The organism is Synechococcus sp. R50.1 (genome assembly GCF_047462115.1).
Taxonomy (GTDB): domain Bacteria; phylum Cyanobacteriota; class Cyanobacteriia; order Thermostichales; family Thermostichaceae; genus Thermostichus.
Map to the genome: position 1 here is coordinate 53,453 of NZ_JANSIN010000009.1, position 25,519 is coordinate 78,971.

Consider the following 25,519-nt stretch of genomic DNA (forward strand, 5'->3'; position numbering starts at 1 on the left):
GGGGGGCCGCGTCAAGGGCGGGTGATTGTAACCGATTTGCAGGGGGAGATGCAGCGCTCCTACCTGGAATACGCCATGAGCGTGATCGTGGGGCGGGCCTTGCCGGATGTGCGGGATGGCCTCAAGCCGGTACACCGCCGCATCCTCTACGCCATGCACGAGCTGGGCCTGACGCCGGATCGCCCCTACCGCAAATGCGCACGGGTGGTGGGGGATGTGCTGGGGAAATATCACCCCCACGGGGATCAGGCAGTTTATGACGCGCTGGTGCGCATGGCACAAGACTTTTCCAGCCGCTATCCCCTGGTGGCGGGACACGGCAACTTCGGCTCTGTGGATGATGACCCACCGGCGGCTATGCGCTACACGGAGTGCCGGCTGGCGGAGCTGAGCCACACAGCGCTTCTGGAGCAGGTGTCGGAAGAGATCGTCGATTTCATGCCCAATTTCGACGGATCCCAGGCGGAGCCCACCGTTCTTCCGGCCCGCTTGCCCATTTTGCTGCTCAACGGCTCTTCCGGCATTGCCGTGGGCATGGCCACCAACATCCCGCCCCACAACCTGGGGGAGGTGGTGGATGGCCTGTTGGCTTTGATCGACCATCCCGACCTCAGCCCTGAGGAACTGTTGCGGTGGATCCCAGGGCCGGATTTTCCCACCGGCGGCCAAATCTTAGACACCCAAGGGATCCGCGAAGCCTACCTCACCGGGCGCGGTTCCATCACCCTGCGGGGGGTAGCCCGATTTGAGGAGATCCAGCCGGGCAAAGGACGCCACCGGCGGCCTGCTCTAGTCATCAGCGAGTTTCCCTATCAGGTGAACAAAGCCGCCTGGATCGAGAAAGTGGCCGAGCTGGCCAACCAAGACCGCATCAGCGGCATCGCCGATCTGCGGGATGAGTCGGATCGCAGCGGCATTCGCGTGGTGGTGGAGCTCAAGCGAGAAGCCAACCCGCAGGCGGTTTTGCAGCAGTTGTATAAGCTCACCCCTTTGCAAAGCAACTTTGGAGCCATCCTGCTGGCTTTGGTGAACGGGGAACCGCGGCAGCTCAGCCTCAAGGACATCCTGCAACACTTCTTGCAATTTCGCGAGGCCACCCTCAACCGGATGTTCCGTGCCGAGTTGCAGCAGGTGCAGCGCAAGGCGGAAGAGGTGGCAGGAATGTTGCTGGCGTTGGCGGATCTGGAGGGGGTGATCGAGCTGCTGCGGCAAGCGCCCGATGGCACCACGGCCAAAGCCCAATTGCAAACTCGCCTGGGCTGTACCCCCCAGCAGGCAGAGACGATTTTGGCCATGCCTCTGCGTCGCCTGACGGGATTGGAGCGGGAACGGCTGCACCAGGAACACGCCCAGTTGCAGACCCGCATCGAAGAACTGCAGGGGCTCCTCAGCGACCGCCGCAAGCTCTTGAATTATTTGAAAAAAGAGCTGCGACACCTGAAAAAGACCTTCGGGGATCCCCGGCGCACCCAGATCCTCTCGGCCTCGGAGCTGGAAGCGGAAGTGGCCCAAATCCCCAGCGGCGAAGAGACGGAAGAGACCCACTTCTTGCTGCAATTCACCCGCAAGGGCTATGTGCGCCGCCTGCCTCTGCCTGGCCGTCGCTCCCGCAGCAACCCGGCGCAACGGGAACTGGGGGAAGATGTGCTGGTCGGCCTGGAATGCGTCACGCTGGAGCAGGAAATCTTGGTGCTCACCGCCGGCGGCAAGGCTTTTACCGTGCCCATCGCAGGGATCCCCCTCAGCACTGGGTCCTCACGGGGGGTGCCTCTGGTTACCCTTCTCCCCAACCCCGAGCCGATGGTTGCCACCTTCACGTTGGCTCCGGATCCGGGCAAGGCAAGTTTGGTGGTGCTCAGCCGGCAGGGGCGGATCAAGCGGCTGGCCCTGGCAGAGTTGATGGGCCTTACCCAACGGGGATCCACTGTCCTAAAGCTAAAAGAGGGAGATGAGCTGGGCTGGGCAGCCCTTTGGGATCCCGGCCACCAAGGCTACAGCGTCGTCCTGGCTACTTCAGGGGGACGGGTGCTGCGGCTGGATGTCCAACAGATTCCCCTGATGGGTCGAGCGGCTATGGGATCGCCGGCCCTGCGCCTGGGGCGCGCCGAACAGATTGCAGGTATGGCGCTGCTGCCCCCGCAAGGGATCCTGGTTCTGGCCAGCCGGTCGGGCTATCTGAAGCGCTTGTCTCTGGAGGAGATCCCCATCCTGGAGCGGGGTCAAGTGGGCGTGCCGGCCTTTCACTTCTCCGACCGGGGAGATGGCTTGGCGAGCTTGGTGGGTCTCCCCCCCGATTTGGAGCAGCATCCCCATCTGCAACTGGATGTGCTCACGGAGTCTGAACAGGTGTACTCCTTCTCTCCTGCCGAGATCCCGCTGCAAAGCCGATCCGGGGACGGATCCCTCCTGGTCAAAGGGGAGCGGGTCAGGGAGTTGCGCCTGTTCTGGCCGCAGTGGCTGCCGGAAGGCGATGTGGGATAGCTCTTGGGGGAGCAGAAGATCCCTAGGACGAAGAGCCTTCCCCAGGCGAGGCCGAATCGGTCGGCGGGGAGCCGGGATCCGTCTCCGGCACTTCGGGATGGCGAACGGGCTTGGGTAGGGTGCCACCTGACCTGATAACCAAACAGCGCACGGTTTGGTGCAGCTCCTCCAGCAAAATGCTGATGGCAGAGCGGAAGTCTCGGTGGTCATCTCGCATTTGCTCCAGCATGGCGCGGATGACTTCCTGACAATCCTTCAGGATGTGCTGCTGCTGGGCAACAATCTGCACCAGTTCGCTTTGTTCCTTGAGCAGCTCCCGCAGACAAGAGCGCAGCTCTTCCACATGGCTCTGCCAAAGGGCCTGTCCTTCCCGCAGCTCCATCACGCTGGTGCGCAAATCGGCGGTCGAGTCTCTCAGGGCTTCGCTGTGGCGGCGCTCGGCTTCCAGTTGCTTTTGCTGCTCCTGCTGCTGTTGGCGCAACTCAGAATTGGCCCGCAAGTTGGCTTCCGCTGCCCTGAGCAATTGAGCCAATCGAACCTCAGTAACAACCCAACGCTCTTCCGGCGACAGAGATCGACCTCGGCCAATTCGTCTGCAGAAGTACTTCACAGTCGCTGCACCCTATACCCCATTCTCTACACTTTAGACTTTGGTCAAAGCGCCGCAAGACCTCAGCCCAAGAGGAAGCTTCTCCATCGGGCTTTGTCCCGGCTGTTTTTTGAGCTCACCCCATCATAGCCATAATACCGGATGCCGAATCCAGAAGTTCGGAAGGCGAGGCTGCCCCTCTCCAGGGATCCCAGTCGTTCTTCTAGGATGTTGAAGAGTTTGGATCAAGGAAACCATGCCTTCACTTGCCAATCAAGTGGTGCTGATTACCGGCGCCTCTGCTGGAATTGGGGAAGCAGTCGCTCTGGAGGCGGCCAAACGCGGGGCTCGCTTGGTGCTGGCGGCCCGCCGGGAAGGGCTGCTGCGAAACGTCAAAGACTTGGTGGAGAGTCGGGGAGCGGAGGCGCTGGTGGTGCCCACCGACATGGCCGATACGGCCCAGGTGGAGGCACTGGCCCAAAAGGCTCTGGATCATTTTGGCCGGGTGGATATCCTGGTGAACAACGCCGGCTATGGCCAGATGGGGCCGGTGGAAGAGGTGGATGTGGCGGCCATGCGGCGCCAGTTTGAGGTGAATGTATTTGGCTTGCACGCCCTCACCCGTGCCCTCTTGCCCCAAATGCGGGAACGGGGCAGTGGCCGCATCCTCAACCTCAGCTCGGTGGCCGGCCAGATGTCGATGCCCTTCAGTGGCGTTTACAGCGCCACCAAGTTTGCTGTCGAAGCCCTCAGCGATGCGTTGCGGGTGGAGGTGGCCCCCTTCGGCATCAAGGTCATCTTGATCGAGCCGGGGCCGGTAGCCACCGAGTTTGGCCGCGTGGCGGAAGAAACCTCTGCCGCTGTTGTCAACCCCAATGGCCCCTACAAAGCGATCTTGGACAAGACTGCCGAGCTGGCCAGCTCGTTTAACAAAATGGCCTGGCCGGTGGAGAAGGTGGTGGAGCCGATCCTGAGGGCGATGACCGATCCTCACCCTTCCGACCGCTACACTGCTTTCACAGGGGGCAAGGTGGCGTTGGGGCTGATGCGGCTGCTGCCGGCCTCTCTGGCCGACTCCATGTGGCGGCGCGTCTATGGGCTGGATGGTCTGGGATCCCCCGGCTCGGCCTAACTGCAGGCTTGTGGCGGGCATCGGATGGGGCAGGGATCCCTACAAGATCTCAAGCCCATTGAGTTCTCCTTGGTGCGGGGGCAGGGTTGTGCCTTCCAGGAGGGACAGGTTAAGTTTGTTAAAGGACTTTTAATAACCGAGCGTTCTCTTCCCTATGAACAAGCCTCTATCTCCCCAGCGCTGGCTGATCGCCCTCATGCTGGGCTTCTGTCTCTGGCAGGGATCCGGCCTGGTGCTGCAGCCTGCACCCGCCCATGCAGCTTTGGCCTCGGCCCTCACCTACGATCGCTTTTTGCGCTACGTCGAGGAGGGGCGGGTTACGGATGTGCGCCTCACGGACAACAATCTGGTAGCTGAAGTTACGGCTGTGGATCCCCAGACCCAGCATTCCACCCGCTACCGGGTGAACCTGCTGCCCAACACCGTACCGCAACTGGTGGACCGCCTCACCGAGCAGGGGATCGAAGTGGCAGTGGTACCCACCCGCAATGGCAGCGCCTTCTGGGCGCTTCTGGGCAACCTGGTGATCCCGCTGTTGCTGTTGGGGGGGTTGTTCTTTTTCCTGCGGCGTGCCGGTGGCGGAGCGGGCGGCCCTGGGCAGGCAATGAACTTCGGCAAATCCCGGGCCCGCTTTCAGATGGAAGCCAAAACCGGCGTTAAGTTCGACGATGTGGCCGGGATTGAAGAGGCCAAAGAAGAATTGCAAGAGGTGGTCACCTTCCTGAAGAAGCCGGAGCGCTTCACAGCGGTGGGGGCCAAGATCCCCAAAGGCGTGTTGTTGGTGGGGCCGCCGGGGACGGGCAAAACCCTTCTGGCCAAGGCCATTGCCGGCGAGGCAGGAGTGCCCTTTTTCAGCCTGTCCGGCTCTGAGTTTGTGGAAATGTTTGTCGGGGTGGGCGCCTCTCGCGTGCGGGATCTCTTCAAGAAGGCCAAGGAGAATGCGCCTTGCATCGTCTTCATCGACGAGATCGACGCGGTGGGCCGGCAGCGGGGGGCTGGCATCGGCGGTGGCAACGACGAACGCGAGCAAACCCTGAACCAGTTGCTCACCGAGATGGACGGCTTTGAGGGCAACACCGGCATTATCGTGATTGCCGCCACCAACCGCCCTGATGTGTTGGATGCCGCTCTCTTGCGTCCGGGCCGCTTCGACCGCCAGGTTACGGTGGATCGGCCTAGCTTTAAGGGGCGCTACGAGATCTTGCGGGTGCATGCCCGCAACAAGAAGCTGGCGGAAGAGGTCAGCCTGGAGGCGATTGCCCGCCGTACCCCCGGCTTTGCCGGCGCGGATCTGGCCAACCTGCTCAATGAAGCGGCCATTTTGGCGGCTCGCCGTCAGCGCATGGCCATCACCAACCAAGACATTGAGGACGCCATTGACCGCATCACCATCGGCCTGACCAAGCCCCCGCTGTTGGACGGCAAGAGCAAGCGCCTGATCGCCTACCACGAGTGTGGCCATGCCCTGTTGATGACACTTTTGCCCCACGCGGATCCCTTGAACAAGGTGACCATCATCCCCCGTTCCGGCGGCGCAGGTGGCTTTGCCCAGCAACTGCCCAACGAGGAGCAGATCGACTCCGGCATGTACAGCCGCGCTTGGCTGCTGGATCGGGTGGTGGTGGGCTTTGGCGGTCGGGCGGCCGAAGAGATCGTCTTCGGCTACTCGGAAGTGACCACCGGAGCCAGCAACGACCTGCAGCAGAACACGAATCTGGTGCGGCAGATGGTGACCCGCTTTGGCATGTCTGAGCTGGGGCCCTTGATGCTGGATCCCCCCAACAACGAGGTATTCTTGGGCGGCGGCTGGATGAACCGCGTCGAGTACTCGGAGGATGTGGCCGCCAAGATCGACCGCCAGGTGCGGCAGATCCTGGAGAGCTGTTACCAGAAAGCCAAGCAGATTTTGCTGGAGCACCGCCCTCTGCTGGATCGATTGGCCGATACCTTGGTGGAACGGGAAACCCTGGATGGCGACGAATTCCGGGCGATTGTCTCGGAGTATGTGCCCATCCCGGAGAAGGTCGGCCTGCCCAGTCCACTTGCGGAAGCGGGACGGAGTCCAAAGCTGGTCTAAGGGATCCCATCTCCATTGCCAGATAGACAACTGGGGGGGTTGTTGGGGCTGGATCCCGGCAGCTGCCCCCTTTTCCTCGCGAGTTTTGGGTTGCGTTGGGCTGTCGCATGCTCTCTTCGCTCTCTGCTTTGCCGGTTCACCTTTATCGCTGCCTGAGCTGCGGTCGGGAAGGGTTGACCCAATCACCAGGGCGGGAACAGGGATCCGTGGCGGATCGGGTTTATTGTCCCAGTTGCGGCCAGGTTTACCCCATCACCGCTTCTGGGGCTGTGGATTTTATCGGCAGCTCATCGGACCTGCATCTCACGCCGGCCCAAGCCATTGCCCATCTGCCTGGGTTTGCCTGGGGCTACGATCGCCTCTGGCGGCCCTGGGCCCTGTCGCTGCTGACGGGAGAGAGCTTTGGGAGCGAGCGGGAGAGTCAACTGCTGGCCGAGCTGGTGGGGGAGGAAGATCCCATCTTGGATTTGGGCACTGCCGGGGGGTACTGGAGCCGCTTGCTCCTGGCCAGGGATCCGCAGCGGACGGTGGTCGGCCTGGACAATGCGGCAGGGGTATTGGCGGAAGCCGCTCAACAGGCACAGCCCCACTGGCAGCACTACAGCCTGATGCGGGCCCGAGCTGAACAGCTTCCCCTCGCCTCTGGAACTTTTGGGGCGGTGATCAGTGGGGCGACCTTGAACGAAGTGCCTTTGGATCCCTGTTTGCGGGAAATTGCCCGTGTGTTGAGACCGGGAGGGGCCTTTGTCTCGATGCACAGCCAGCAGGTACAGGGATGGGGGCAGATGGTGCAGCAATGGCTGGAAGCCACCGGCCTTCATTTTTTCTCGGAAACCCAGTTGCGCGAGCACCTTCAACAGGTGGGGCTGCAGTTGGAGCGTTATCTCAGCTTGGGTTGGGTGGCCTTTGTGCGGGCAGTGCGCCTCTGATCTGGGCTGGGTTGAGGTGGCCATTCATTGAGTCCAGAGCGGAGCCATCACCCAAATCCAAGTCGCGTCGATCCCCAGCCCTCCTCTTCCACCGGGAGAGGGCCTGGGAGTGAGGGCGAGAGCGCAGGCTAGGGGATCCACTCCAGCCCAACGCCAAAGCTAAACTCCCGATCCAGGGTCGAGTTGCGCAGGCTATAGCGAGCAGAAAGACGAAAGGAAGGGCTAATGGCGTAGGCAGCGGTGATCTCCGCCAGGGTGGCCTGTCCTTCTTCCGGCTCCTGGGGGGCAACCCAACTGTAGCTACCGGTCAAATCTACACCTCCCGGAGCCAAGGCCAAAACAGCAAAAGCCCCATAGCTAACTCCACTGAGGCTGCGGTTCTTTTGTTCCAAAGCCCGATACCCCAGTTGTGGCGCCAGATTAAAAGGGGATCCCATGGGGGCCAGAAAGTAACGCATTTCCGACCCGTACTGGCGCACTTCGGGATGTTCGGAAGATTGGCGATAGTCACCGCTGAGGGTGAGGCGATCTCCCAGACGCAAATCCTGCAGGCTGATTCGCCAGTGCGAAGAGGACTCAAAGCCGGCCTGCAAGCGCGTGGGCAAGACAGGGGTGTTGCGGATTTCTTCCAGGAGATGGGGCGGGTTTTGCAGCCAGCGGCGCAACACGGGGCTGTCTTCTAAAATTCGGTCATCCAAGCCCAAATCCAAAGCGGCTGAGAGGGTGGCCGGCACCGGATCTGGAATAGGGGCTTGCGTGGAATTGGCCCAAACCGGCCACCCAGGCACCAGTCCAGCCCAGAGGAGCAGCATACCCAGGCGAAGCCCTTTGCCAGACTGTCTCACCACCTGCAACCCCATGCATCGCGTCCCTACTGTAGCTGCTTTCCGAGGGATTCTCCACGCAGACGGGCAGAGCCAAAGGGCGGCAACAACACCTCAAAGACGGCTCAACGACAACAGAAAGCCTAGCTGTTCCGACTGTTGGCAACCACCCGCAAGCGCTCGACCAATTTTTGCAGTTGCCGTTCAAATTGCAGACTTTGCCGCTGTAGCTGACTGACCTTTTCACAGCTATAGAGAACGGTGGTGTGATCTTTTCCCCCAAAGTAGTCGCCAATTTTGGGCAGGCTGAGGTTGGTGTAGTGGCGCATCAAAAACATGGCAATTTGCCGTGCTTGGCTGATGTCACGCTTGCGGGAGGATCCCAGTAAACTGTCTCGGTCGATGCCGAATTCTTCACAGACCACATCGGTAATCATGTCGGCGGTGATCTCTTTCGGCTCGCTGGGGGGATTGAGGATGGGCTGAATCGTCTCTACACTCATCGGCAAGCCAGAAATGGAAACATAGGCGACGGCGCGGATCAGGGCACCTTCCAGCTCGCGGATGTTGCTGGTGTAGGTGGTGGCAATGTACTCGATCACCTCTGCGGGCAAGTTCATTCCCTCGTACTCGGCTTTCTTCTTGAGAATGGCCATGCGGGTTTCGATATCCGGCGATTGAATTTCGGCAATCAGGCCCATCGAAAACCGAGAACAGAGACGTTCCTGCAGACGAGGGATCAAATGGGGGGAACGGTCGGCGGCCAGTACGATCTGTTTGCCGGACTCGTGCAGCGTATTAAAGGTGTGAAAAAACTCCTCTTGGGTGTACTCTTTGCCTTCGATAAATTGAACGTCATCCACCAATAAAATATCCACATCCCGATAGTGCTCCCGGAAAGACTGCATGCTGTCTCGCCGGATGGCATCGATTAAATCGTTGGTAAACCGTTCGGTGGACACGTAGAAGACCTTGGCGCGTGAATTGGCCTCCAGTTGGTAGTGGCCAATGGCCTGCATCAGGTGGGTTTTGCCCAGACCCACCCCACCGCAGAGAAACAGGGGGTTGTAGGCGCGCCCAGGCTTGTCGGCCACAGCCAGAGCTGCAGCGTGAGCCATGCGGTTGTTGGGGCCAACCACAAACCGCGAGAAGGAATACTTGGGGTTGAGATCCGGCGCCCGCATGGGCAGGCTGCCGCCGACTTCCAGTCCTAGGGTGGTGGAGGCAGGTAAGCTGCCGGCTCTGCCCGATGTTGGGGAAATCGCCCTTGAAGGGGGTTCTGCCTCGACAGAAGCGTGGGGGGAAACGGAAAACTCCACCTGCAAAGGGATCCCGGCCACCCGCTGCACAACCTCGGTGATGGTGGAGGCGTAGTGCTTTTGCAGCCAGCCCCGCGCCCATTCGCTGGGGGTACAGATGGTGAGGCGGTTGTCCACCAACGATTCAGCCCGCGCCGTTTTGATCCAAGCCTCAAAGGTTGGGCGGCTGAGCTGCACCTGCAGATGACACAGGGCTTCATCCCAGAGCTGATCCAGGGAAATATCCACACCACACACTCAGAGCGACACAGCAGAAGCCCAGAGGAAACAGCGGCGGCTTCCTCGACAGGAGCTTCGGGATTCCCAATTTAACTGCTCGGCGCGGGGTGGCCAATCTAGCAATTTTCCATTGAGTCTGCTAAGATTAACCACCTGTGATCAGTTGCCAGCAGGCTGAATGGCAGTCTGGTCAGCTCTGGCAAATGATCTTGGATTCATAAGTTGGCTTCTCACCATGACTCAGCGTACCCTTCGTGGCACCAATCGCAGACGCATTCGGGTTTCTGGGTTTCGGGCCAGAATGCGAACGGCAACTGGGCGTCAGGTCTTGCGGCGACGGCGGGCCAAGGGGCGTTATCGCCTGGCGGTTTCCTAAGCCCTTTGGTCAGAGATTTGATTTGTCTTGGTTTTTTGGAGCGTTGCAGCCCAAAACTCGCTGACTTCTGGGGCAGACTCTCCTCGGTGCCCAATGTTGCCGGCTCCTCATCGATTGCGGGATCGACGAGCTTTTCAGGCGCTCTACCAGGGAGGCCAACGTCGTTCCGGTGCAGGCTTGACTCTGCTGTTTCAGCCGATGCCTGCAGGGTGCGAAGGGATCCCTAGCCAAGTGGGACTGGTGATCGGCAGAAAGGTGAGCAAATCTGCCGTAAAGCGGAATCGGCTGCGCCGCCAGTTGCGAGAAATCTTGCGCCCCCTGTGCCCAAACCTGAAACCCGGCTACCGGCTGCTGTTCATCTCCAAGGCAAACCTGCTGACCTACCGATGGCCGGAGCTGAGGGCAGAGGTGCATCGTCTTTTACAAAAGGCCGATCTGCTCGTCGGCACAGATGTAGACTCAACAGGTGCAGACTCAGATGCCAAGCCGTCCTAAGAAACTTGAGCTGCACAGGTTTTTGCTACCCATGCTAGCCTGTTGCCATCATCTGCCGGTGGTCACGCTAGATATGGGGTGTCATGTACGTCAAGCGGATTGAGCTGACCCGATTTAAGTCCTTTGGTAGCACAACCTCGATACCCCTGTTGCCGGGGTTCACGGTCATTTCCGGCCCCAATGGCTCCGGTAAGTCTAACATCCTGGATGGGATCCTGTTTGCGCTGGGGTTATCGTCCTCGCGAGGGATGCGGGCAGAAAGGCTGTTGGATCTGGTGCATTCCGGCAGCCTCAACGGCAATCGGCAGGTGGAAACCCATGTTTCTGTCACCTTTGAGCTGGGGCCGGGAGAAGATGGTCAGCCCAGGGAATGGAAAGTCAGTCGCCGGCTGCGGGTCAAGCTCGGAAAGGCTGAGGATCCCACTCGCGATAGCGGGACGGATTCTCTCCCCTACACCAGCACTTTCTACATCAACGATGTGCCCTGTACCCTGAGCGAGCTGCACGAACAACTGGAGGCGATGCACATCTACCCCAACGGCTACAACGTCGTTTTACAGGGGGATGTCACCAGCATCATTTCCATGCACCCCAAGGAACGGCGGCAGATCATCGACGAATTGGCGGGGGTGGCCACCTTCGACCGCAAGATCGCCCAGGCCAACAGCAAGCTGGAGGCGGTACGGGAACAAATTGAGCGCTTTCGGCTCATCGAACAAGAATGGCAAGCTCAAGGAGAGCGGCTGCTCAGAGAGAGCGAAAAGGCCCAACACTATCAGCAACTGCGGCTGCAGTTGCAAACGCTGGAGCAGCAGCAACAGGTGTTGCTTTGGCGGCATTTGCAGGCCCAAGTGGAAGAAACCCAGGCGGCCATTCAGCAGCTTCTGGAGGCTCAGGAGCAGGCCACCGCTCAGGTGCAGACCTTGAGCGAGCATTTGCAGCAAGCCGAAGCCGCCCTGACCGAGTTGCAAAGCCGCATCCACGCCCTTGGAGAGGAGGAATACCTGCACCTGCAAGCCCAGATTGCCGCCGCCGAAACACAACGGCAACAGGTCAGCCAACAGATCGCAGCCTGGCAGCAGGAGATCGAGCAAGCGCAGCGCCTACATCAGGAGCGGCAAACCCAACAGCAGCATCTGCAGGCGGAGCTGGAACACCTGCACAGCCAACAGGAGCAACTGGCCCAAGCCCAGGGATCCCTGCAGGCCCAGGTTCAGAAAGCCCAAATTAGCTTGGAACAGAGCCGCGAACAGCTGCGCGCCCTAGCCCAATCCGCTGATGCCTGGGTGAAACAGCAGCGCTACCTCACCCGCCACATTGAGGAACTCCGCGCTGAACAGGAGCCTCTCCAACAGGAGCAAATTCGCCTGCAAGAGCGACAACGGCAACTGGAACGACAAAGCCAAGAGATCCAAGCGGAGATTGCCCAGATCGAGGCGTGGCTGGGATCCCACCTGGCCCTCACCGCCGAGCTGGAACACACTTGCCGACAGTCGGAAGCTCAGGTTCAAACTTTGGCCCAAGAGCTGGCCCAACTGCAGGCCAGCCTGGAGTTGGATCGCGCCACCCACGAGCGCCTGGCCGCCGAGCTGCACGCCAAGCAGCGGCAACTGGACAAATGGGAAACCCGCCGCCAAGTGTTGCAAGAATCCCAGGGATCCCGAGCGACCCAAGCCATCCTGAGTGCCCGTCTGCCGGGGGTTTTGGGGTTGGTGGCCCAGTTGGGGCAGGTGGATCCCCAGTATCAACTGGCGCTGGAGATCGCGGCAGGGAACCGGCTGCACTTTGTGGTGGTGGAGGATGACACCGTGGCCGTGAGCGCTGTCAACTTTTTGAAACGGGAAAAAGCCGGACGCGCCACCTTTTTGCCCTTGAATAAGCTCCAGCCCACCCGCCCCCCCAGCCCCCTAAAACTAGACGGCCTGATCGACTACGCCATTCGTTTGGTGCGTTTTGAAGAGCGCTACCGGGATGTGTTCGGCTTTGTGTTCGGCTCCACCCTGGTTTTCCAAAGCCTAGAGCTGGCCCAGCCCCACATCGGCAAGCACCGCATGGTTACTCTGGAAGGGGAGCTGTTGGAAACTTCGGGCGCCATGACCGGCGGCAGCGCCCCCCAGCGAGCTGGGATCCATTTTTCTGCCGGCGGACACAAGGGCTCCGTCTCGCTATCGCCATCGGAAGAAGAAGCCTTGCGCTCCCGCTTGGCCGAGCTGGAGGAACTGCTGGCCGCCCTCACCCTGCGCCTACAAGCAGCCCAAGCCCGCGAAAAACAACTGGCCCAAGCCCTGCTCCTGGCTCGCCAAGACGCCCTGCAAGCCCAGCAATATCTGGAGCGGCACCAAGCCGACTGCCAAAAGCAACAGGCCCGCCTGCAACACCTGCAGGGATCCCTGGCGCAAAGGCAAAGCGAAAGCCACCAGATCCAGCAGCGGCTCCAGCAGATTCAACTGCGTTGGGATCCCTTGCAACAGCGCCTAGCCGATCTCGCCCTCAAGCTCAGCCAACTGGAGGGATCCCCGGTGAACCAGCATTGGCAGCAACTGCAGCAGGCGGTGCAGCAGCAAGAAAGTCGCTTGGCAGAGCTGCAGCAGCAACTGACCCAACTGGAGCGGCAACAGCAGGAGAACTCCGGCCAACAACACCTGAAACAGGCCCAAATCCAGCACCACCAGGAGCGCCTGCAGGAGAGCAAACAGCGCCAAGCCTATCTGCAGGAGCAAATCGTCCAAGCCCAAGCCACCCTTGGCCAAATCCAGCAACACCTTGCCGAGCAACGGCAACAGATGAGCCAGATCGAGGCCCGACTTTCCCACCTGCGCCAAGAGCGAGATCGGCAGGAATTTCAACTGCGGGCTCAACAACAGCAGATCCAACGCCTGGAGTGGGAACGCTACAACGCCCTCACCCAACAACAGGAAAAAGAGGCTCTGCTGGCCCAACTGCAAACCCAACTGCAAGCGGTGGCCCAAGAGCTGCCGGATCCGCTGCCCGACTTGCCCGCCACCCTGACCTTAGACGAGCTGCAGCTGCAAAAACGCAAAATCGAAGAGCAATTGCGATCCCTAGAGCCGGTGAACATGCTGGCCATCGCCGAATACGAACAGACCCAAGCTCGCCTGCGGGATCTCAGCGCCAAACTGGAAACCCTGCACCAAGAGCGCACCGAGTTGTTGCTGCGCATCGAGAACTTTTCCACCCTGCGTCGGCAAGCCTTCTTGGATGCCTTTCATGCCGTCAACGGCCATTTTCAAACCATCTTTGCCCAACTTTCCGATGGGGATGGTCATTTGGAATTGGAAAACCCAGAGGATCCCTTTGCGGGCGGTCTAACCTTGGTGGCCCACCCCAAAGGTAAGCCGGTGCGCCGTCTCAGCGCCATGTCGGGAGGAGAAAAATCCTTGACAGCCCTCAGCTTTATTTTTGCTCTGCAGCGATTCCGCCCTTCCAGCTTTTACGCCTTTGATGAAGTAGATATGTTTTTGGACGGGGCCAATGTGGAAAAATTGGCCAATATGATCTGGCAGCAATCTCGTCAGGCGCAGTTTTTGGTGGTCAGTTTACGCCGCCCGATGATCGAAAAAGCTGAGCACACCATTGGTGTAACCCAGGCCCGCGGTGCATACACTCAGGTGATCGGCCTGACCAAACCCGCCCCTCACCCCAGTTAAGATGTGGCTTGGTTAAGAGCAGAGGGCAAATCCTGAGGTCCCATTAGACTCATTCTAAGAATGGTTTAGGAGTGTCCAAACGCCTGCCATGGTTGCTCTGACTCTGAATCTATCCCCCCTGACAACCCTGAGCCGAGCAGATTTTATTCGGCTTTGTGCCGCCAATCCTGACCTGAAGCTGGAGCGTACCGCTCAAGGAGAATTGGTTATCATGTCTCCAACCGGCGGGGAAACCGGCCACTGGAATGCCGAAATCACCACAGACTTAACCCTTTGGAATCGGCAATCGGGCCGAGGGAAAAGCTTTGATTCTTCCACCGGATTTTCCTTGCCTTCAGGCAGCGACCGCTCCCCTGATTTGGCCTGGATCCCGATTGAAAAGTGGGAAGCTTTGGATCCCTCAGTCCGTCAAGGATTTTTGCCCTTGTGCCCCGATTTTGTGGTGGAGATCCTCTCGCCCACCGACTCTTGGATTCAAACTCAGGCCAAGATGCAAGAATACATGGACAGCGGCTGCCGGCTGGGGTGGCTGCTGGATCCCAAGGCCAAGCGGGTGATGATCTACCGACAAGGGCAAGCGCCGGAATTGGTCGAAGATCCGGAAACCTTATCGGGAGAGGACGTGCTGCCGGGCTTCACCTTGCCCATTCGCAAGATCTGGTCTGCCTAACGTTAGTAACTTTCACGGATTCACAATCCCTGATACAGATTTTTTCCACACCCTTAACCCAGCCAACTCTGATGGATCTCTCGCATGACAGGGATCCCACGCAATTGCAGAACTCTCCCAACCTTGGAAACAGCTGCAGTAAAAATGTTGAGCGATAGGCCAAAAACAGGCGGAGTCACACTACCATGGCTGCTCTGACTCTGAATCTATCTCCCCTGACAACCCTGAGCCGAGCAGATTTTATCCGGCTTTGTGCCGCCAATCCTGACCTGAAGCTGGAGCGTACTGCCCAAGGAGAACTGGTCATCATGTCTCCAACCGGTGGGGAAACGGGCAACCTCAACTTCGAAATTGCCGGGGAAGTTTATGTTTGGAATCGGCAATCGGGCCGAGGGAAAAGCTTTGATTCTTCCACCGGATTTTCCTTGCCTTCAGGCAGCGACCGCTCCCCTGATTTGGCCTGGATCCCGATTGAAAAGTGGGAAGCTTTGGATCCCTCAGTCCGTCAAGGATTTTTGCCCTTGTGCCCCGATTTTGTGGTGGAGATCCTCTCGCCCACCGACTCTTGGATTCAAACTCAGGCCAAGATGCAAGAATACATGGACAGCGGCTGCCGGCTGGGGTGGCTGCTGGATCCCAAGGCCAAGCGGGTGATGATCTACCGACAAGGGCAAGCGCCGGAATTGGTCGAAGATCCGGAAACCTTATCGGGAGAGGACGTGCTGCCGGGCTTCACCTTGCCCATCCGCAAGATCTGGTCCACCTGACATTCTACGGTCGTTTTATAGTCATTTTAGACAGGAATGAAACATTTCTGTTGTATTGTGTATTGGTTCCTAACTCCCCTCTCCCAAAGGAATAGGGGCTGGGAGTGGTCGCAGAAGCTGCACGGAATGCTTGAGGAGTGTCTCAATCTAGTTTGGGATGACTATAGTCCTCAGATTGGGGTCTTTCGCGCAATTCTGGCGAGACTGGGATCTTGGCCAGGCTGGATAAGGCCCACCGATGCCTTTTGCACCTGCTGGACTTCTTGCAAAAGCTGCAAGTAAAAAGTCCGTCGTTCCCAATCCAGATCTCGGAGCCCACAGCCTGGCTCTCGATGGTGCAGGCAATCGCGAAACTGACAGGCGCCCAAGCGATCCCTTACCTCCGGGAAGCACCGTATCAACTGCAAAGGATGCACCGGCGGGATCCCTTCGCCAGCATTGAATCCCGGCGAATCGGCGATCCAACCGCCTTCCGGCAAAGGAAACAGCTCCACATGGCGGGTGGTGTGCCGACCATGGCCCAAACGTCTGGAGACGGCCTGAGTAGCCAGCCGAACGTCCGGCAGCAGCCGATTGAGCAAGCTGGATTTGCCCACCCCGGAAGGGCCCATCACCACCGAGATCTGATCTCGACAGCACTGTTGCAACTGGGGGATCCCAGCTTGGGTGTGGGCACTGACCAACAGAGGCTCATATCCCCACCTCTGCAGACGCTCCACCCAAGTTGTCGCCACTTCTGGATCCACGCAGTCGCATTTGTTCAACACCACCTGAACCCGCAGTTGGCTGGCCTCAGCTTGCACCAGCAGACGACTGAGGGCGTTGGGCTCAGGGTCGGGCTCGGCCAGGGCCACCACCACCAGAACTTGGGTCGCGTTGGCAATAGCGGGTCGAGGCAGCTGAGTGCGCCGCGGCAGGATCGCCTCGATCACCCCCCGCTCCGGCCAGAGGTCGGCGGCAGCAGGCGGCAAGCGCACCTCCACCCAGTCCCCCACCATCACCTGCTGGCCCATTTTTTTCAGCTTGGCCCGACTGGTACAGAGAATCTCTGCCGGCGTGGGCTTTTCAACCGGAAACCGAGCCGGGATCTCGGGAAAGAGGGCAGCCAAACTTGGATCGATACGCACGCGATAAAAGTTGGCCTGCGCTGCTCGCACCCAGCCGGTACAATCTTTTCCTTCCGGTTTCACCGGGCTCATGCCGACTCAGGCGTGCCGCGACGCACCCAGAGAATGTAATGGCCTTCGGGGGAAGCTGCCTGTCCCTCAATCCGATGCCCGGCCATGGCTAGACTGTTGGGCACCTGCTCCAGAGGTTCTCCCGCATCCAGCCATAGCTCCAGCAGTTCTCCAGGAGCCATGCGCTCCAGGCGCAGCTTCGCCCGCACGTAGTTAAGTGGGCAAGGGATCCCGCGCTGGTCAAGGATAAACTTGACCTCTTCCGACGAAACAGCCTCTGCAGTCATTCTTCCTCACGCTCCCGGTTGCCAGGCATCTGGGCCAGCCCCCGCAACAACCCGCCCAAGAAACCATCCCGCTTGTTGATGCGTTCTCCGTGCAACTCAGCCAAGCGCATGAGCAATTCCCGCTCTTCCGAGCTGATGCGGGTGGGGATCTCCACCACCAAGGTGATTTGGTGGTCGCCCCGAGACATCGGGTTGCCAATGCGAGGTACCCCCTTGCCCTCCAGGGTCAGCACTGTACCCGGCTGGGATCCGGCTGGGATGGTCAGCTCCACCTCCTCCTCCAGGCCGGCTTTCGAGTCCACGGTGGGCACAGAGACCTTGGCCCCCAAGATGGCCTGCAAATAGCTCACCCGCACCTCCGAGAGAATGGTCAGGCCATCTCGCTGGAAGTCGGGATCCGGTTCCACAAATAGGTAGACGTAGAGATCCCCGGGCGGGCCACCGCGTCGACCGGCATCGCCTTCCCCAGAAACCCGCAAACGGGTGCCACTATCCACGCCGGCTGGGATGTTGATGCGCAGTTTCTTCGTGGTTTGGGCCAAGCCCTCGCCGTTGCAGTTGTAGCAGGGCTCCTCCAACACCTGACCGCTGCCACCACAGGTGGGACAAACCGAGACCTGAGTGAAGTTGCCGAACGGCGTGCGGGTTGCCCGTCGCACCTGACCGCCGCCTCCGCAGGTGGGGCAAGTTTTCACCTCCGTACCGGGCTTGGCCCCGCTGCCCCCACAGACATTGCAGACCTCCAGGTGGCTGATGCGAATTTGCTTTTCGCCGCCGAAGATGGCTTCCAGAAACTCCAGTTTTAGGTCAAAGCGCAGATCATCGCCCCGTACCGGCCCCTGGCGACTGCGGGCATAGCTGGCTCCTGCCCCTGCAAAGTTGGTGAAAAAGCTCTCGAAAATGTCGGCAAAGCCACCCATCCCCGCAAAATCCTGGAATCCACTTGCTGCCGCAGCAGCTCCACTCAAACCCGCTTCTCCAAAGCGATCGTAGCGAGCTTTTAGCTCATTATCAGAGAGCACCTCATAGGCACGGTTGATCTCTTTGAAGCGCTCCTCGGCGCCTGGCTCCTTGTTGACATCCGGGTGGTACTTACGAGCCAACCGTCGATAGGCGCGCTTGATCTCCTCTTTGGAGCTATCGCGGCTAACCCCCAAGATTTCATAGTAGTCGCGAGCCATAGAAGCGCTTCAGAAGAGGTTAAAGATCAAAACATCAGACACACTTGAGATGCAACTTGTCAGGCAGCGCAACCGAAGCAGACCTACAAGGCACCGGAGCTGGGGGAGAGCAAGCAGTTGCCTAGAATCCTCAGCGAGCTCCATAGATCTCGCTACCCATCTCCAGCAGGACAGCCCGCAGCTCTTCCATTGCGTTCCGTAAAGTTGCTAAGTCTACGTTATCATTTGCCAGCAATGCCCTCAATGTGCCCGCCACTTGAGCCCCCCGCTGGATTCGAGCTTCGCTGAGGCGATTGCCATGCTCCTGCAGGGTTTTGTCGTAGTTGTAGAGCAGGCTATCTGACTGGTTGCGGGCTTCCACCAACTGCCGCCGGCGCTGATCTTCTTCGGCATAGGCCTCCGCTTCCCGACGCATTCGCTCGATCTCGCTGCTGCTCAAGCCACCGTTGTTGGTGATCTTGACGCTCTGCTCGATTCCTGTCCCCTTTTCCCGAGCCGAGACTTTCAAGATCCCGTTGGCATCGATGTCAAAAGAAACCTCGATCTGGGGCACCCCACGGGGAGCCGGCGGGATCCCGGTCAGCTGAAAGCGGCCCAAGGTTTTGTTGTCTTTGGCCATGGCCCGCTCTCCCTGCAGGACGTGAATCTCCACCACACTCTGGCCATCGGTGGCAGTGGAGAAAATCTGGGTTTTACTGGTGGGAATGGTGGTGTTGCGCTCGATGATGCGGGTGAAGACTCCCCCCAGCGTTTCCACCCCAATCGAGAGAGGGATCACGTCCAGCAGCAGTAGATCTTTCACTTCTCCACCCACCACGCCTGCCTGGATGGCAGCGCCAAGGGCCACCGCCTCGTCCGGGTTGACGGAGCGATCTGGGTTTTTTTTGAAGATTTGCCGAATTTTCTCCTGGACAGCGGGAATACGAGTAGAGCCGCCCACCAGCAGCACGCGGTCGATGTCTGCAGGGGAGAGGCCAGCATCCCGCAGCGCCTGTTCTGTAGGCTCCACGGTGGCCTCCACCAGATCCCGCACCAACTCCTCAAACTTGCCGCGGGTCAGCTCCACTTCCAGGTGCTTGGGCCCCGAATCGTCGGCGGTGATAAAAGGCAGGTTAATGAGTGTAACCTGGGTGCTGGACAGCTCAATTTTGGCCTTCTCAGCAGCCTCCCGCATCCGCTGCAGGGCCATGCGATCCCGCGAGAGGTCGATCCCTTCCGTCTCCAAAAACTGACGGATGAGCCAATCGACAATTCTTTGGTCGAAGTCATCCCCCCCCAGGTGGTTGTTGCCGGCAGTCGCTTGCACCTCAAACACGCCGCTGCCCAGTTGCAGCACCGAGACATCGAAGGTGCCGCCACCCAAATCGAAAACCAGAATGCGTAGGTCTTGATCTTGTTTGTCTAGGCCATAGGCCAGGGCGGCTGCTGTCGGCTCGTTGATGATGCGCAGCACCTCCAGGCCGGCAATGGTGCCCGCATCTTTGGTGGCCTGCCGCTGGGCATCGGTAAAATAGGCGGGAACGGTGATCACGGCTTGGGTCACCGGCTCCCCCAGATAGGCCTCCGCATCGGCCTTCAGCTTTTGCAGGATCATGGCGGAGATCTCCTGCGGAGTGTAGGCGCGATCTTGCACCGCCACTTCCACCATGTTGTCTCGACCGGGGATGACTTTGTAGGGAACCCGCCTCCGCTCATCTTCGGTCTCGGCAAAGGTGCGGCCAATGAAGCGTTTGATGCTGAAGATGGTGTTTTCAGCATTGGTAACCGCCTGGCGCTTGGCCAGTTGGCCCACCAAGCGGGTGTTGTTCTTGGCGAAGCCGACAATGCTGGGGGTGGTGCGCCCTCCCTCGGCGTTGGTGATCACAACGGGCTGACCACCTTCCAAAACCGCCACGCAACTGTTGGTGGTTCCCAGGTCAATCCCGATGACTTTACCCATAGCCCCCTCTTCCCGTGCGCCAAGTCTCAACCCAAGAACGCGATTCCACGGATCTTAAAAGCATTCTGCCCAGAATCCCGCAGAAACCTTCAGACGTTGCTTTCGTCTCCGTAGCTTTACTGTAGCGTTTCTGAGACTGCTCTGGCTCTGTTTGTCAAGGTTCAAGTGAGCAAGTTCGGCTAGGAAGGTTGGGGGTTTTGGGGAGAGGCGGGCGTGTTTTCCGGACCAGCTTCGATGGTGGCTTGGGCTGGGGGGGATGGTTCAGAGCTGGGGCTGCCCGCCGAGACGGCCACCATGGCATGACGGATCACCAAGTCCCCCAGCTTGTAACCTGGCTGATATTCGACGGCTACCACATCTTCAGGATAGTCTGGGCTGGGCTGACGGGCTATGGCTTCGTGCAGGTTGGGGTCGAAGGGCTGGCCCACCGATTTCATGCGGGAGACGCCCATCTTCTTCAGGCATTCCACCAGCAGGCGGTAGACGCTCTGGTAGCTGTTGTGCAACTCCCGCTCGCGGTCGGTTTCCAGCTTCAGCTGCTGCTGAGCCCGCTCAAAGCTGTCCACAACAGGCAAGATCTCCAGCACAAATTTCTGCCGTTCTTTTTGGCTGAACTCTTCTTTTTCCCGCTGGGTACGCCGCCGGTAGTTTTCAAAATCGGCGTAGAGGCGCAGGTAGGCGTCTTCTTTCTCTTTGAGTTGCTGGCGGACAACTTCCAACTCGTGCTGGAGCTGCTTGAGAGCTTCACCGGGATCTGGAGAAGGCTCAGCTGCGGTTTCTCCGGAGGAGGTACCGGCTTCTGCTTCGCTATCTTCCAAAATCAGCTTCTCCAGCTCTGCCTCTACGTCGATCTCTTCTTCCTGTAGTTCAGGATAGGTATCTTCTGGGGCCATCGGTTGCTTCTCTTCGGCAGTCATGGGCGATGTCGGCAAGTGTTAGCAATGAGCAGTGACTCGGATATCCCCAGTTTGGCAGTTTCAAAACCGCCGCTGCACTCAGCCAAACCAGGCTCTGTGTTGATCGTATTCTACCGGGTTCTCTTTCAGCCAGTTGAAGTCAATATCTTTTCTTTCCTAGCCGACCAGCAGATGTTCCCGTGGCCGGCCCAGGCAATCGGGGAAGTAGATCTTGGCCAAGTCGGGGATTAGGCGCCAGTTGGGGCTGTAGATGGGTTGAATGGGGGAGTGGGTGTGAATATAGTAGACCAGAAAGTCGCGGATGCTATCGGCTGAGATCCACAGGGTTTGGGCTTCTTGGAACATGCTGTAACCGCCGCCGCCGCCGGCTCGGTAGTGGTTAATGGCCAGGCGAAAGGTCTGTGCTGGTTCCACCGGCTGTCCGCGGAATTGTAAGGTCACCAGGCGCTTTCCTACGGGGCGGGTGAGATCGAAGCAGTAGTCGATGCCGTGGTAGAGGTCGAAGGTGTAGCCGCGGGCTTCGGGGGCCACGACGGCAGCAGGATCGGCGGGAAGGTGATTGGGATCCAACTGGCGAAAATAGCCGGCGGTCTGTTCTAGGGCGCGCCGCAGAATATCTCCGGTGATCTCCAAAACGCAGAGGGTGTTGTCGTAGACGGTGAGGCTGTAGGCATCTTGCAGGGAGATGGGGCCTGCCGACAGGCCGGCGCTGCTGCAGATGTTGACCAGGGAGAGCTCTGCGGGGAATCCTGCCTCCCGCACTGCTTGCAATTGGGCCTGATGGAGCAGCTCTGCCAGAGGGTTGGCCCCCAGACGGGCTGCCAGACCGCCGCTATAGGCAGAACGGGCTTGGCCAATGGGCTGACGGATGTAGCGCAGGGTGGCTTGATGATAGGGCTCTGTCAAGGCCAAGAGTTCGGGATCGGGAGGGATCCCTTCGGCGGAGAGGAGCTGTGCGCTTTTGCTGATGATTTGCCAGCGGCTGCCCTGGCGCTCCAGCTCCAGGGATACCTGGGAGAGGTGGCTGCCCCAATAGCCGGGCTGAACTACCAGAGCTTGGGATCCCCCCAAACCGGCAATGGTCTGGTGGGTATGGCCGGAGAGGATGACGTCAATGCCGTCCAGTTCGGCCAGGGCCAACAGTTCGTTTTCCCCTGCCAGGCTTTTGTTGCTGCACCAGCCGGAGCGATCCGGGTTGTGCCAATGCTCAGGGGTGCGCAGGGGGGGCAATTGGTTGGGGCCGCTGTGCAGGATCAAGATCAAAACATCCACCTGAGGTCGCAGCAGCGATAGGTAGTGGCGGGCGGTCTCCAACAAGGGGGCAAAGCGCAGCCCCGCAATGTAGTCGGGTCGCTCCCAGGTGTCGATGCGGGGGGTGGTCAGCCCTAGCAAGCCAACGCGAACCCCGGCCAATTCCCGGATCAGGTAGGGCTGGAAGAGGGGATCCCCATTCTGGCGGAGGATGTTGGCGCAGAGCACCGGACAGCGGAGATCGCCGATAAAATCCTGGAGAACTTGCAGCCCAAAGTTAAAGTCGTGGTTGCCGGGGGTAAAGGCGTCGTAGCCCAAGGCGTTGAGAGCATGAGCCAAGGGGTGAGGGGAGACACGCTCCACTTGCGCATAGTAGCTGCCTAAAGGGGATCCCTGAATGGTGTCGCCGCTGTCGATGAGCAGGACGGGATCCTCACTGGCTGCTCGCACGCGCTTGATGAGGGTGGCCAGCTTGGCTAAACCGTGCTCCGCAGGGATCCCGGTGAAGTAGTTCCAGGGATGTAGATTGGCATGGAGATCCGAAGTGTGGAGAATTGTTAACCGCATTCTCATATCATAGCCAAAGTCAAAGCCCAACCCAAACTCGTCAGCCCAGCAAGAACAGCACCTGCACACAGCCCACCAAAAAGCCGAGGAGGCCGCCTAAGTTGACGATGGCCTGGAGTTCTTGGCGCACAATCTGCTGGATGGCCTGCTCCAGGTCGGCAGGGGAGGTGGCGTTGACTTTATCGGCAATGACCTGATCCAGGTTCAACACCGGGATCACCTGCATCATCAGGGATTCGAGATCTCGTTCTAGGTAGCGCTCCAAGACCAAAGCCAGGTCGGCGCTGATCTGGTCGATGGAGGTGATCAACGCCTTGGAGTTGCGCAGGCGTCCCAACACCAGGCTGGCCACTTTTTCCCAATCGATGGTCTCCCCCAGCCCTTTGATAACCTCTGGCCCTTGGCTGCGCAGGTAATCTTGGATCCCGTCGCGGAGGGCACGGCGCAACTGACGCACGGCGGAAACCGGCAGGTTTTGCAGCGAGAGGTTCTGCAGGATCTCGGTCAGGCGGCGGGAGGCGTTGATGTCTTTGAGCAGATCTTCCAAGATGGCTTCTGCCCCTTCCGGCTCTTCTAGACAATAGGTGCGCAGGCGCAACAGGGCATTTTTCAGGCCGAACAAGTTGGCCACCACCCAGTAGGAGCCGGTCGCTCGTTCACGAAACTCCTCGTCAAGGGATTCGATGTTGCGATCGGTGAGAAAGTCCACCAAGTTCTGCCGCAACACCTTTGGGGGCAGCGCCTGCTTCAGGATCCACTCCGAGAGCTGCTTAGCCTGCTCGGCACTGAGACGCAGCTCCAGCAACACTTGGTCGAACAGTTGGTTAATGGGCCCTTCCAAAAAGGTTTCTTGGCGGGCCAGCACCTTCACCAGGCGGGGCAACGACTCGTTAAACAGGTCGGCTAAAATGCGCGCCAACACCTGAGCAGTTTGCTGCTGTTGCTCAGGGTTTTGCAGCCGATCCAGGGCTACCCCCAGCAGCCAGCGGATCCCTGCTTGCATGCGCTCGGTTTGCAGCAGCTTACGGGCCAGATTGTGCAGTTCCTCCGGCGTGAGCAGGGATCCCATGATGGTCTTGGCGATCTGCTTGGCCAGACGGGGTTGGTTCTGCGGGATCAAACCGGGGGTGAAGGGGATGCGCCAGCCGAAAACCCGATAGGGGCGGTAGGGCCGGAACAGCATTTTGATGGCAATGTCGTTGGTGAAATAGCCGATCACCAGCCCGGCCAGCGGGGGCACAACGTAGATCCAGAAGGCCATGGAACCAATGGAGGGGGCTCTCTTCTACTCTACCGAGCTGCCCCGAGTCACTTCAGCCAGCCACAGGGCAAAAGAGGGTTGACCAGTTATTGGATGATCAGGCTATCGGTCAGTTCCAGCTCCACCAACGTATTGGGCTGTAGCGTCACCACCCGGTCGATATTGGTACTGCCTGCCGCAGCGCCGGCCAAGCTGCCGGCCAAGATCGGCAAAAAGCCCCATCCCCCCGTGAGGATCCCCAAGGCCAACCCACCTGCTGCCCCATAGCCTGCCCCGCGGGCTACAGTTGTGCCGACATCGGCGTTGCGATCCAACCCGACTGGTAGCGGCGCAGATTGGCCTCTCACCAAGTAGGTGGAAGAGCCGATGGTGAGGCGGTTGGCCACAAAGCGGCTGCCGACGACCCGCTCTTGGGGATCGGCGCTCTCCGCCTCCCGGCCAGACAACTTCAGTTCTCGGTAAACCGGCTCAAAAGTGCCCCACACCACACTCCCTGCCGGGATCACCACCTGGCCAAAGCGATCCACCACCGGCTCGGAGACTTCCAGGTGGCCGTTGATGGCCTGGTAGGGCTGGAAGGTGATGGGGCGGTAAGCCGTGAGGAGAATACGGGTGCCGGCAGGCAGCTCGCCCCGCGTGGCTCCGGAGAGATCCCCACCTGGGCTGAGGTCGGGCCGACGTTGATAGGAATAGGCCTCGCCTTGGGGGAGTTGTCCACCTGGGGCCGCTTGAACGGGCACCACCGGGATCGGATCCAAGGCCGGAGCTGTGGGATCCAGCGGCATTTGCGGCACCTGAGGTACAGGCGGTAGGGCCGGTGGGGCGGCAGAGCTGGGGGAGGGCGGAGGGCTCAGCAAGGGCAAGGTAGGGACGGGATCCCCCCTGGGGGGCACCGGCTGAGGGGTGAACTCGAACTGCTGAGCAGCAACCGGGGTAACGGCACCGGCTATCAACACCCCCCAAAAGGAACTCCTCTGCAACAAATGCAGGAACGGCTGCAAGGTTGAGCTCATGGATCCCATCCAGTCGCAACTGGCAGTAGCTTAACATCCTGCCCCGCTTGTGCCCACTAGATTTAGTAGGTATTAAGGGATCGGAAGCTCTTAAAACACTATTGAGCCTGTTCGGGGTCTGGATCGAGTTTTCCCTAGGGGCTGGGGGAAGGAGAAGGAGTCGGTCCGCCGGGATCCCCTGGCTGGGGGGCTGGGGATTCTGGCTTAGGAGACTCTGTAGCCTCACTCTCCTGAGCCTCGGGGCTGGACTCCGGCTTGGGTTCTGCAGGAGACCGTCCTTCTGGAGAAGGAGAAGGTGAAGGCTGATACATTTACGCTGAACACTGCTGAACATCACTGTTCAACTATGCAGCGATAGCATTCTGTTTGTTTCCAAACA

The 25,519-nt window shown here is 59.6% G+C and carries 20 protein-coding genes; 9 read left to right on the forward strand and 11 right to left on the reverse strand.

The window, feature by feature from the left end; genetic code table 11:
- Window positions 1-48: 48 nt before the first annotated feature.
- Window positions 49-2,481 carry a DNA gyrase/topoisomerase IV subunit A gene (locus NW870_RS04235; RefSeq protein ID WP_414374093.1) on the forward strand — a complete coding sequence of 811 codons (2,433 nt, stop codon included), beginning with the start codon at window positions 49-51 and terminating at the stop codon, window positions 2,479-2,481.
- Window positions 2,482-2,503: 22 nt separating this feature from the next.
- Here NW870_RS04235 and NW870_RS04240 read toward each other — a convergent pair whose 3' ends face one another.
- Complete coding sequence (locus NW870_RS04240; protein WP_414374067.1) at window positions 2,504-3,091, reverse strand: hypothetical protein; 588 nt, start codon at window positions 3,089-3,091, stop codon at window positions 2,504-2,506.
- A 235-nt stretch (window positions 3,092-3,326) separates the two neighbouring features.
- Between NW870_RS04240 and NW870_RS04245 the strand changes: the two genes are divergently transcribed.
- From NW870_RS04245 to NW870_RS04255, 3 genes are all read left to right on the forward strand, one after another.
- Entirely contained in the window at window positions 3,327-4,202 is an 876-nt protein-coding gene (locus NW870_RS04245; protein WP_414374069.1) for an SDR family NAD(P)-dependent oxidoreductase, read from the forward strand.
- A 154-nt stretch (window positions 4,203-4,356) separates the two neighbouring features.
- Window positions 4,357-6,279, forward strand: a complete 1,923-nt coding sequence (gene ftsH, locus NW870_RS04250; protein ID WP_414374070.1) for an ATP-dependent zinc metalloprotease FtsH — start codon at window positions 4,357-4,359, stop codon at window positions 6,277-6,279.
- A 107-nt stretch (window positions 6,280-6,386) separates the two neighbouring features.
- Window positions 6,387-7,208: a class I SAM-dependent methyltransferase gene (locus NW870_RS04255; RefSeq protein ID WP_414374072.1), complete on the forward strand. Its 822-nt coding sequence runs from the start codon at window positions 6,387-6,389 to the stop codon at window positions 7,206-7,208.
- A gap of 128 nt (window positions 7,209-7,336) precedes the next feature.
- Here NW870_RS04255 and NW870_RS04260 read toward each other — a convergent pair whose 3' ends face one another.
- Window positions 7,337-8,056 carry a hypothetical protein gene (locus NW870_RS04260; protein ID WP_414374074.1) on the reverse strand — a complete coding sequence of 240 codons (720 nt, stop codon included), beginning with the start codon at window positions 8,054-8,056 and terminating at the stop codon, window positions 7,337-7,339.
- A gap of 119 nt (window positions 8,057-8,175) precedes the next feature.
- A complete protein-coding gene (dnaA, locus tag NW870_RS04265; protein WP_414374076.1) occupies window positions 8,176-9,579 on the reverse strand; it encodes a chromosomal replication initiator protein DnaA in 1,404 nt (467 codons plus the stop codon).
- Window positions 9,580-9,805: 226 nt separating this feature from the next.
- Here dnaA and rpmH point away from each other — a divergent pair, with 226 nt between their 5' ends.
- From rpmH to NW870_RS04290, 5 genes are all read left to right on the forward strand, one after another.
- Window positions 9,806-9,946: a 50S ribosomal protein L34 gene (gene rpmH / locus NW870_RS04270; RefSeq protein ID WP_011434477.1), complete on the forward strand. Its 141-nt coding sequence runs from the start codon at window positions 9,806-9,808 to the stop codon at window positions 9,944-9,946.
- Between the two features lie 93 nt (window positions 9,947-10,039).
- Window positions 10,040-10,441, forward strand: coding sequence for a ribonuclease P protein component (gene rnpA, locus NW870_RS04275; RefSeq protein ID WP_414355543.1), 402 nt, complete (start codon window positions 10,040-10,042; stop codon window positions 10,439-10,441).
- An 83-nt stretch (window positions 10,442-10,524) separates the two neighbouring features.
- A complete protein-coding gene (gene smc, locus NW870_RS04280) occupies window positions 10,525-14,109 on the forward strand; it encodes a chromosome segregation protein SMC (protein ID WP_414374077.1) in 3,585 nt (1,194 codons plus the stop codon).
- Window positions 14,110-14,197: 88 nt separating this feature from the next.
- Complete coding sequence (locus NW870_RS04285; protein WP_414374079.1) at window positions 14,198-14,779, forward strand: Uma2 family endonuclease; 582 nt, start codon at window positions 14,198-14,200, stop codon at window positions 14,777-14,779.
- A gap of 185 nt (window positions 14,780-14,964) precedes the next feature.
- On the forward strand, window positions 14,965-15,546 hold the full coding sequence (locus tag NW870_RS04290; RefSeq protein ID WP_414374081.1) for a Uma2 family endonuclease: 582 nt from the start codon (window positions 14,965-14,967) through the stop codon (window positions 15,544-15,546).
- 170 nt (window positions 15,547-15,716) lie between these two features.
- Here NW870_RS04290 and rsgA read toward each other — a convergent pair whose 3' ends face one another.
- The 8 genes from rsgA to NW870_RS04330 all read right to left on the reverse strand — a co-directional run bounded on the left by rsgA (window position 15,717) and on the right by NW870_RS04330 (window position 25,140).
- A complete protein-coding gene (gene rsgA / locus NW870_RS04295; protein ID WP_414374083.1) occupies window positions 15,717-16,745 on the reverse strand; it encodes a ribosome small subunit-dependent GTPase A in 1,029 nt (342 codons plus the stop codon).
- The gene (locus NW870_RS04300; protein WP_414374085.1) at window positions 16,742-17,011 is read right to left on the reverse strand and encodes a sulfurtransferase TusA family protein; all 270 of its coding nucleotides are present in this window, start codon (window positions 17,009-17,011) and stop codon (window positions 16,742-16,744) included. Before NW870_RS04300 ends, rsgA begins: the two co-directional genes overlap by 4 nt.
- Window positions 17,008-18,192 (reverse strand): molecular chaperone DnaJ, encoded by a 1,185-nt coding sequence (gene dnaJ, locus NW870_RS04305; protein WP_414329167.1) that lies wholly within the window; start codon window positions 18,190-18,192, stop codon window positions 17,008-17,010. Before dnaJ ends, NW870_RS04300 begins: the two co-directional genes overlap by 4 nt.
- Before the next feature lie 130 nt (window positions 18,193-18,322).
- Window positions 18,323-20,131, reverse strand: a complete 1,809-nt coding sequence (dnaK, locus tag NW870_RS04310; RefSeq protein WP_414329166.1) for a molecular chaperone DnaK — start codon at window positions 20,129-20,131, stop codon at window positions 18,323-18,325.
- A 179-nt stretch (window positions 20,132-20,310) separates the two neighbouring features.
- Entirely contained in the window at window positions 20,311-21,048 is a 738-nt protein-coding gene (gene grpE / locus NW870_RS04315) for a nucleotide exchange factor GrpE (RefSeq protein WP_071818179.1), read from the reverse strand.
- A 156-nt stretch (window positions 21,049-21,204) separates the two neighbouring features.
- Window positions 21,205-22,866, reverse strand: coding sequence for a bifunctional metallophosphatase/5'-nucleotidase (locus NW870_RS04320; protein ID WP_414374086.1), 1,662 nt, complete (start codon window positions 22,864-22,866; stop codon window positions 21,205-21,207).
- A gap of 40 nt (window positions 22,867-22,906) precedes the next feature.
- A complete protein-coding gene (locus tag NW870_RS04325; protein ID WP_414374087.1) occupies window positions 22,907-24,127 on the reverse strand; it encodes a DUF445 domain-containing protein in 1,221 nt (406 codons plus the stop codon).
- A gap of 86 nt (window positions 24,128-24,213) precedes the next feature.
- A complete protein-coding gene (locus NW870_RS04330; protein WP_414374089.1) occupies window positions 24,214-25,140 on the reverse strand; it encodes a hypothetical protein in 927 nt (308 codons plus the stop codon).
- Between the last annotated feature and the right edge of the window lie 379 nt (window positions 25,141-25,519).

Bases quoted from the DNA above. Each gene is read 5' to 3' on its own strand.
- NW870_RS04255 (WP_414374072.1), top strand. From the start codon at position 6,387: ATGCTCTCTTCGCTCTCTGCTTTGCCGGTTCACCTTTATCGCTGCCTG.
- NW870_RS04300 (WP_414374085.1), bottom strand. From the start codon at position 17,011: ATGACTGCAGAGGCTGTTTCGTCGGAAGAGGTCAAGTTTATCCTTGAC.
- NW870_RS04285 (WP_414374079.1), top strand. From the start codon at position 14,198: ATGGTTGCTCTGACTCTGAATCTATCCCCCCTGACAACCCTGAGCCGA.
- NW870_RS04245 (WP_414374069.1), top strand. From the start codon at position 3,327: ATGCCTTCACTTGCCAATCAAGTGGTGCTGATTACCGGCGCCTCTGCT.
- dnaK (WP_414329166.1), bottom strand. From the start codon at position 20,131: ATGGGTAAAGTCATCGGGATTGACCTGGGAACCACCAACAGTTGCGTG.
- NW870_RS04290 (WP_414374081.1), top strand. From the start codon at position 14,965: ATGGCTGCTCTGACTCTGAATCTATCTCCCCTGACAACCCTGAGCCGA.
- rpmH (WP_011434477.1), top strand. From the start codon at position 9,806: ATGACTCAGCGTACCCTTCGTGGCACCAATCGCAGACGCATTCGGGTT.
- NW870_RS04235 (WP_414374093.1), top strand. From the start codon at position 49: ATGCAGCGCTCCTACCTGGAATACGCCATGAGCGTGATCGTGGGGCGG.
- NW870_RS04330 (WP_414374089.1), bottom strand. From the start codon at position 25,140: ATGAGCTCAACCTTGCAGCCGTTCCTGCATTTGTTGCAGAGGAGTTCC.
- rnpA (WP_414355543.1), top strand. From the start codon at position 10,040: ATGTTGCCGGCTCCTCATCGATTGCGGGATCGACGAGCTTTTCAGGCG.
- NW870_RS04325 (WP_414374087.1), bottom strand. From the start codon at position 24,127: ATGGCCTTCTGGATCTACGTTGTGCCCCCGCTGGCCGGGCTGGTGATC.
- ftsH (WP_414374070.1), top strand. From the start codon at position 4,357: ATGAACAAGCCTCTATCTCCCCAGCGCTGGCTGATCGCCCTCATGCTG.
- dnaJ (WP_414329167.1), bottom strand. From the start codon at position 18,192: ATGGCTCGCGACTACTATGAAATCTTGGGGGTTAGCCGCGATAGCTCC.
- NW870_RS04320 (WP_414374086.1), bottom strand. From the start codon at position 22,866: ATGCGGTTAACAATTCTCCACACTTCGGATCTCCATGCCAATCTACAT.
- grpE (WP_071818179.1), bottom strand. From the start codon at position 21,048: ATGACTGCCGAAGAGAAGCAACCGATGGCCCCAGAAGATACCTATCCT.
- rsgA (WP_414374083.1), bottom strand. From the start codon at position 16,745: ATGAGCCCGGTGAAACCGGAAGGAAAAGATTGTACCGGCTGGGTGCGA.
- smc (WP_414374077.1), top strand. From the start codon at position 10,525: ATGTACGTCAAGCGGATTGAGCTGACCCGATTTAAGTCCTTTGGTAGC.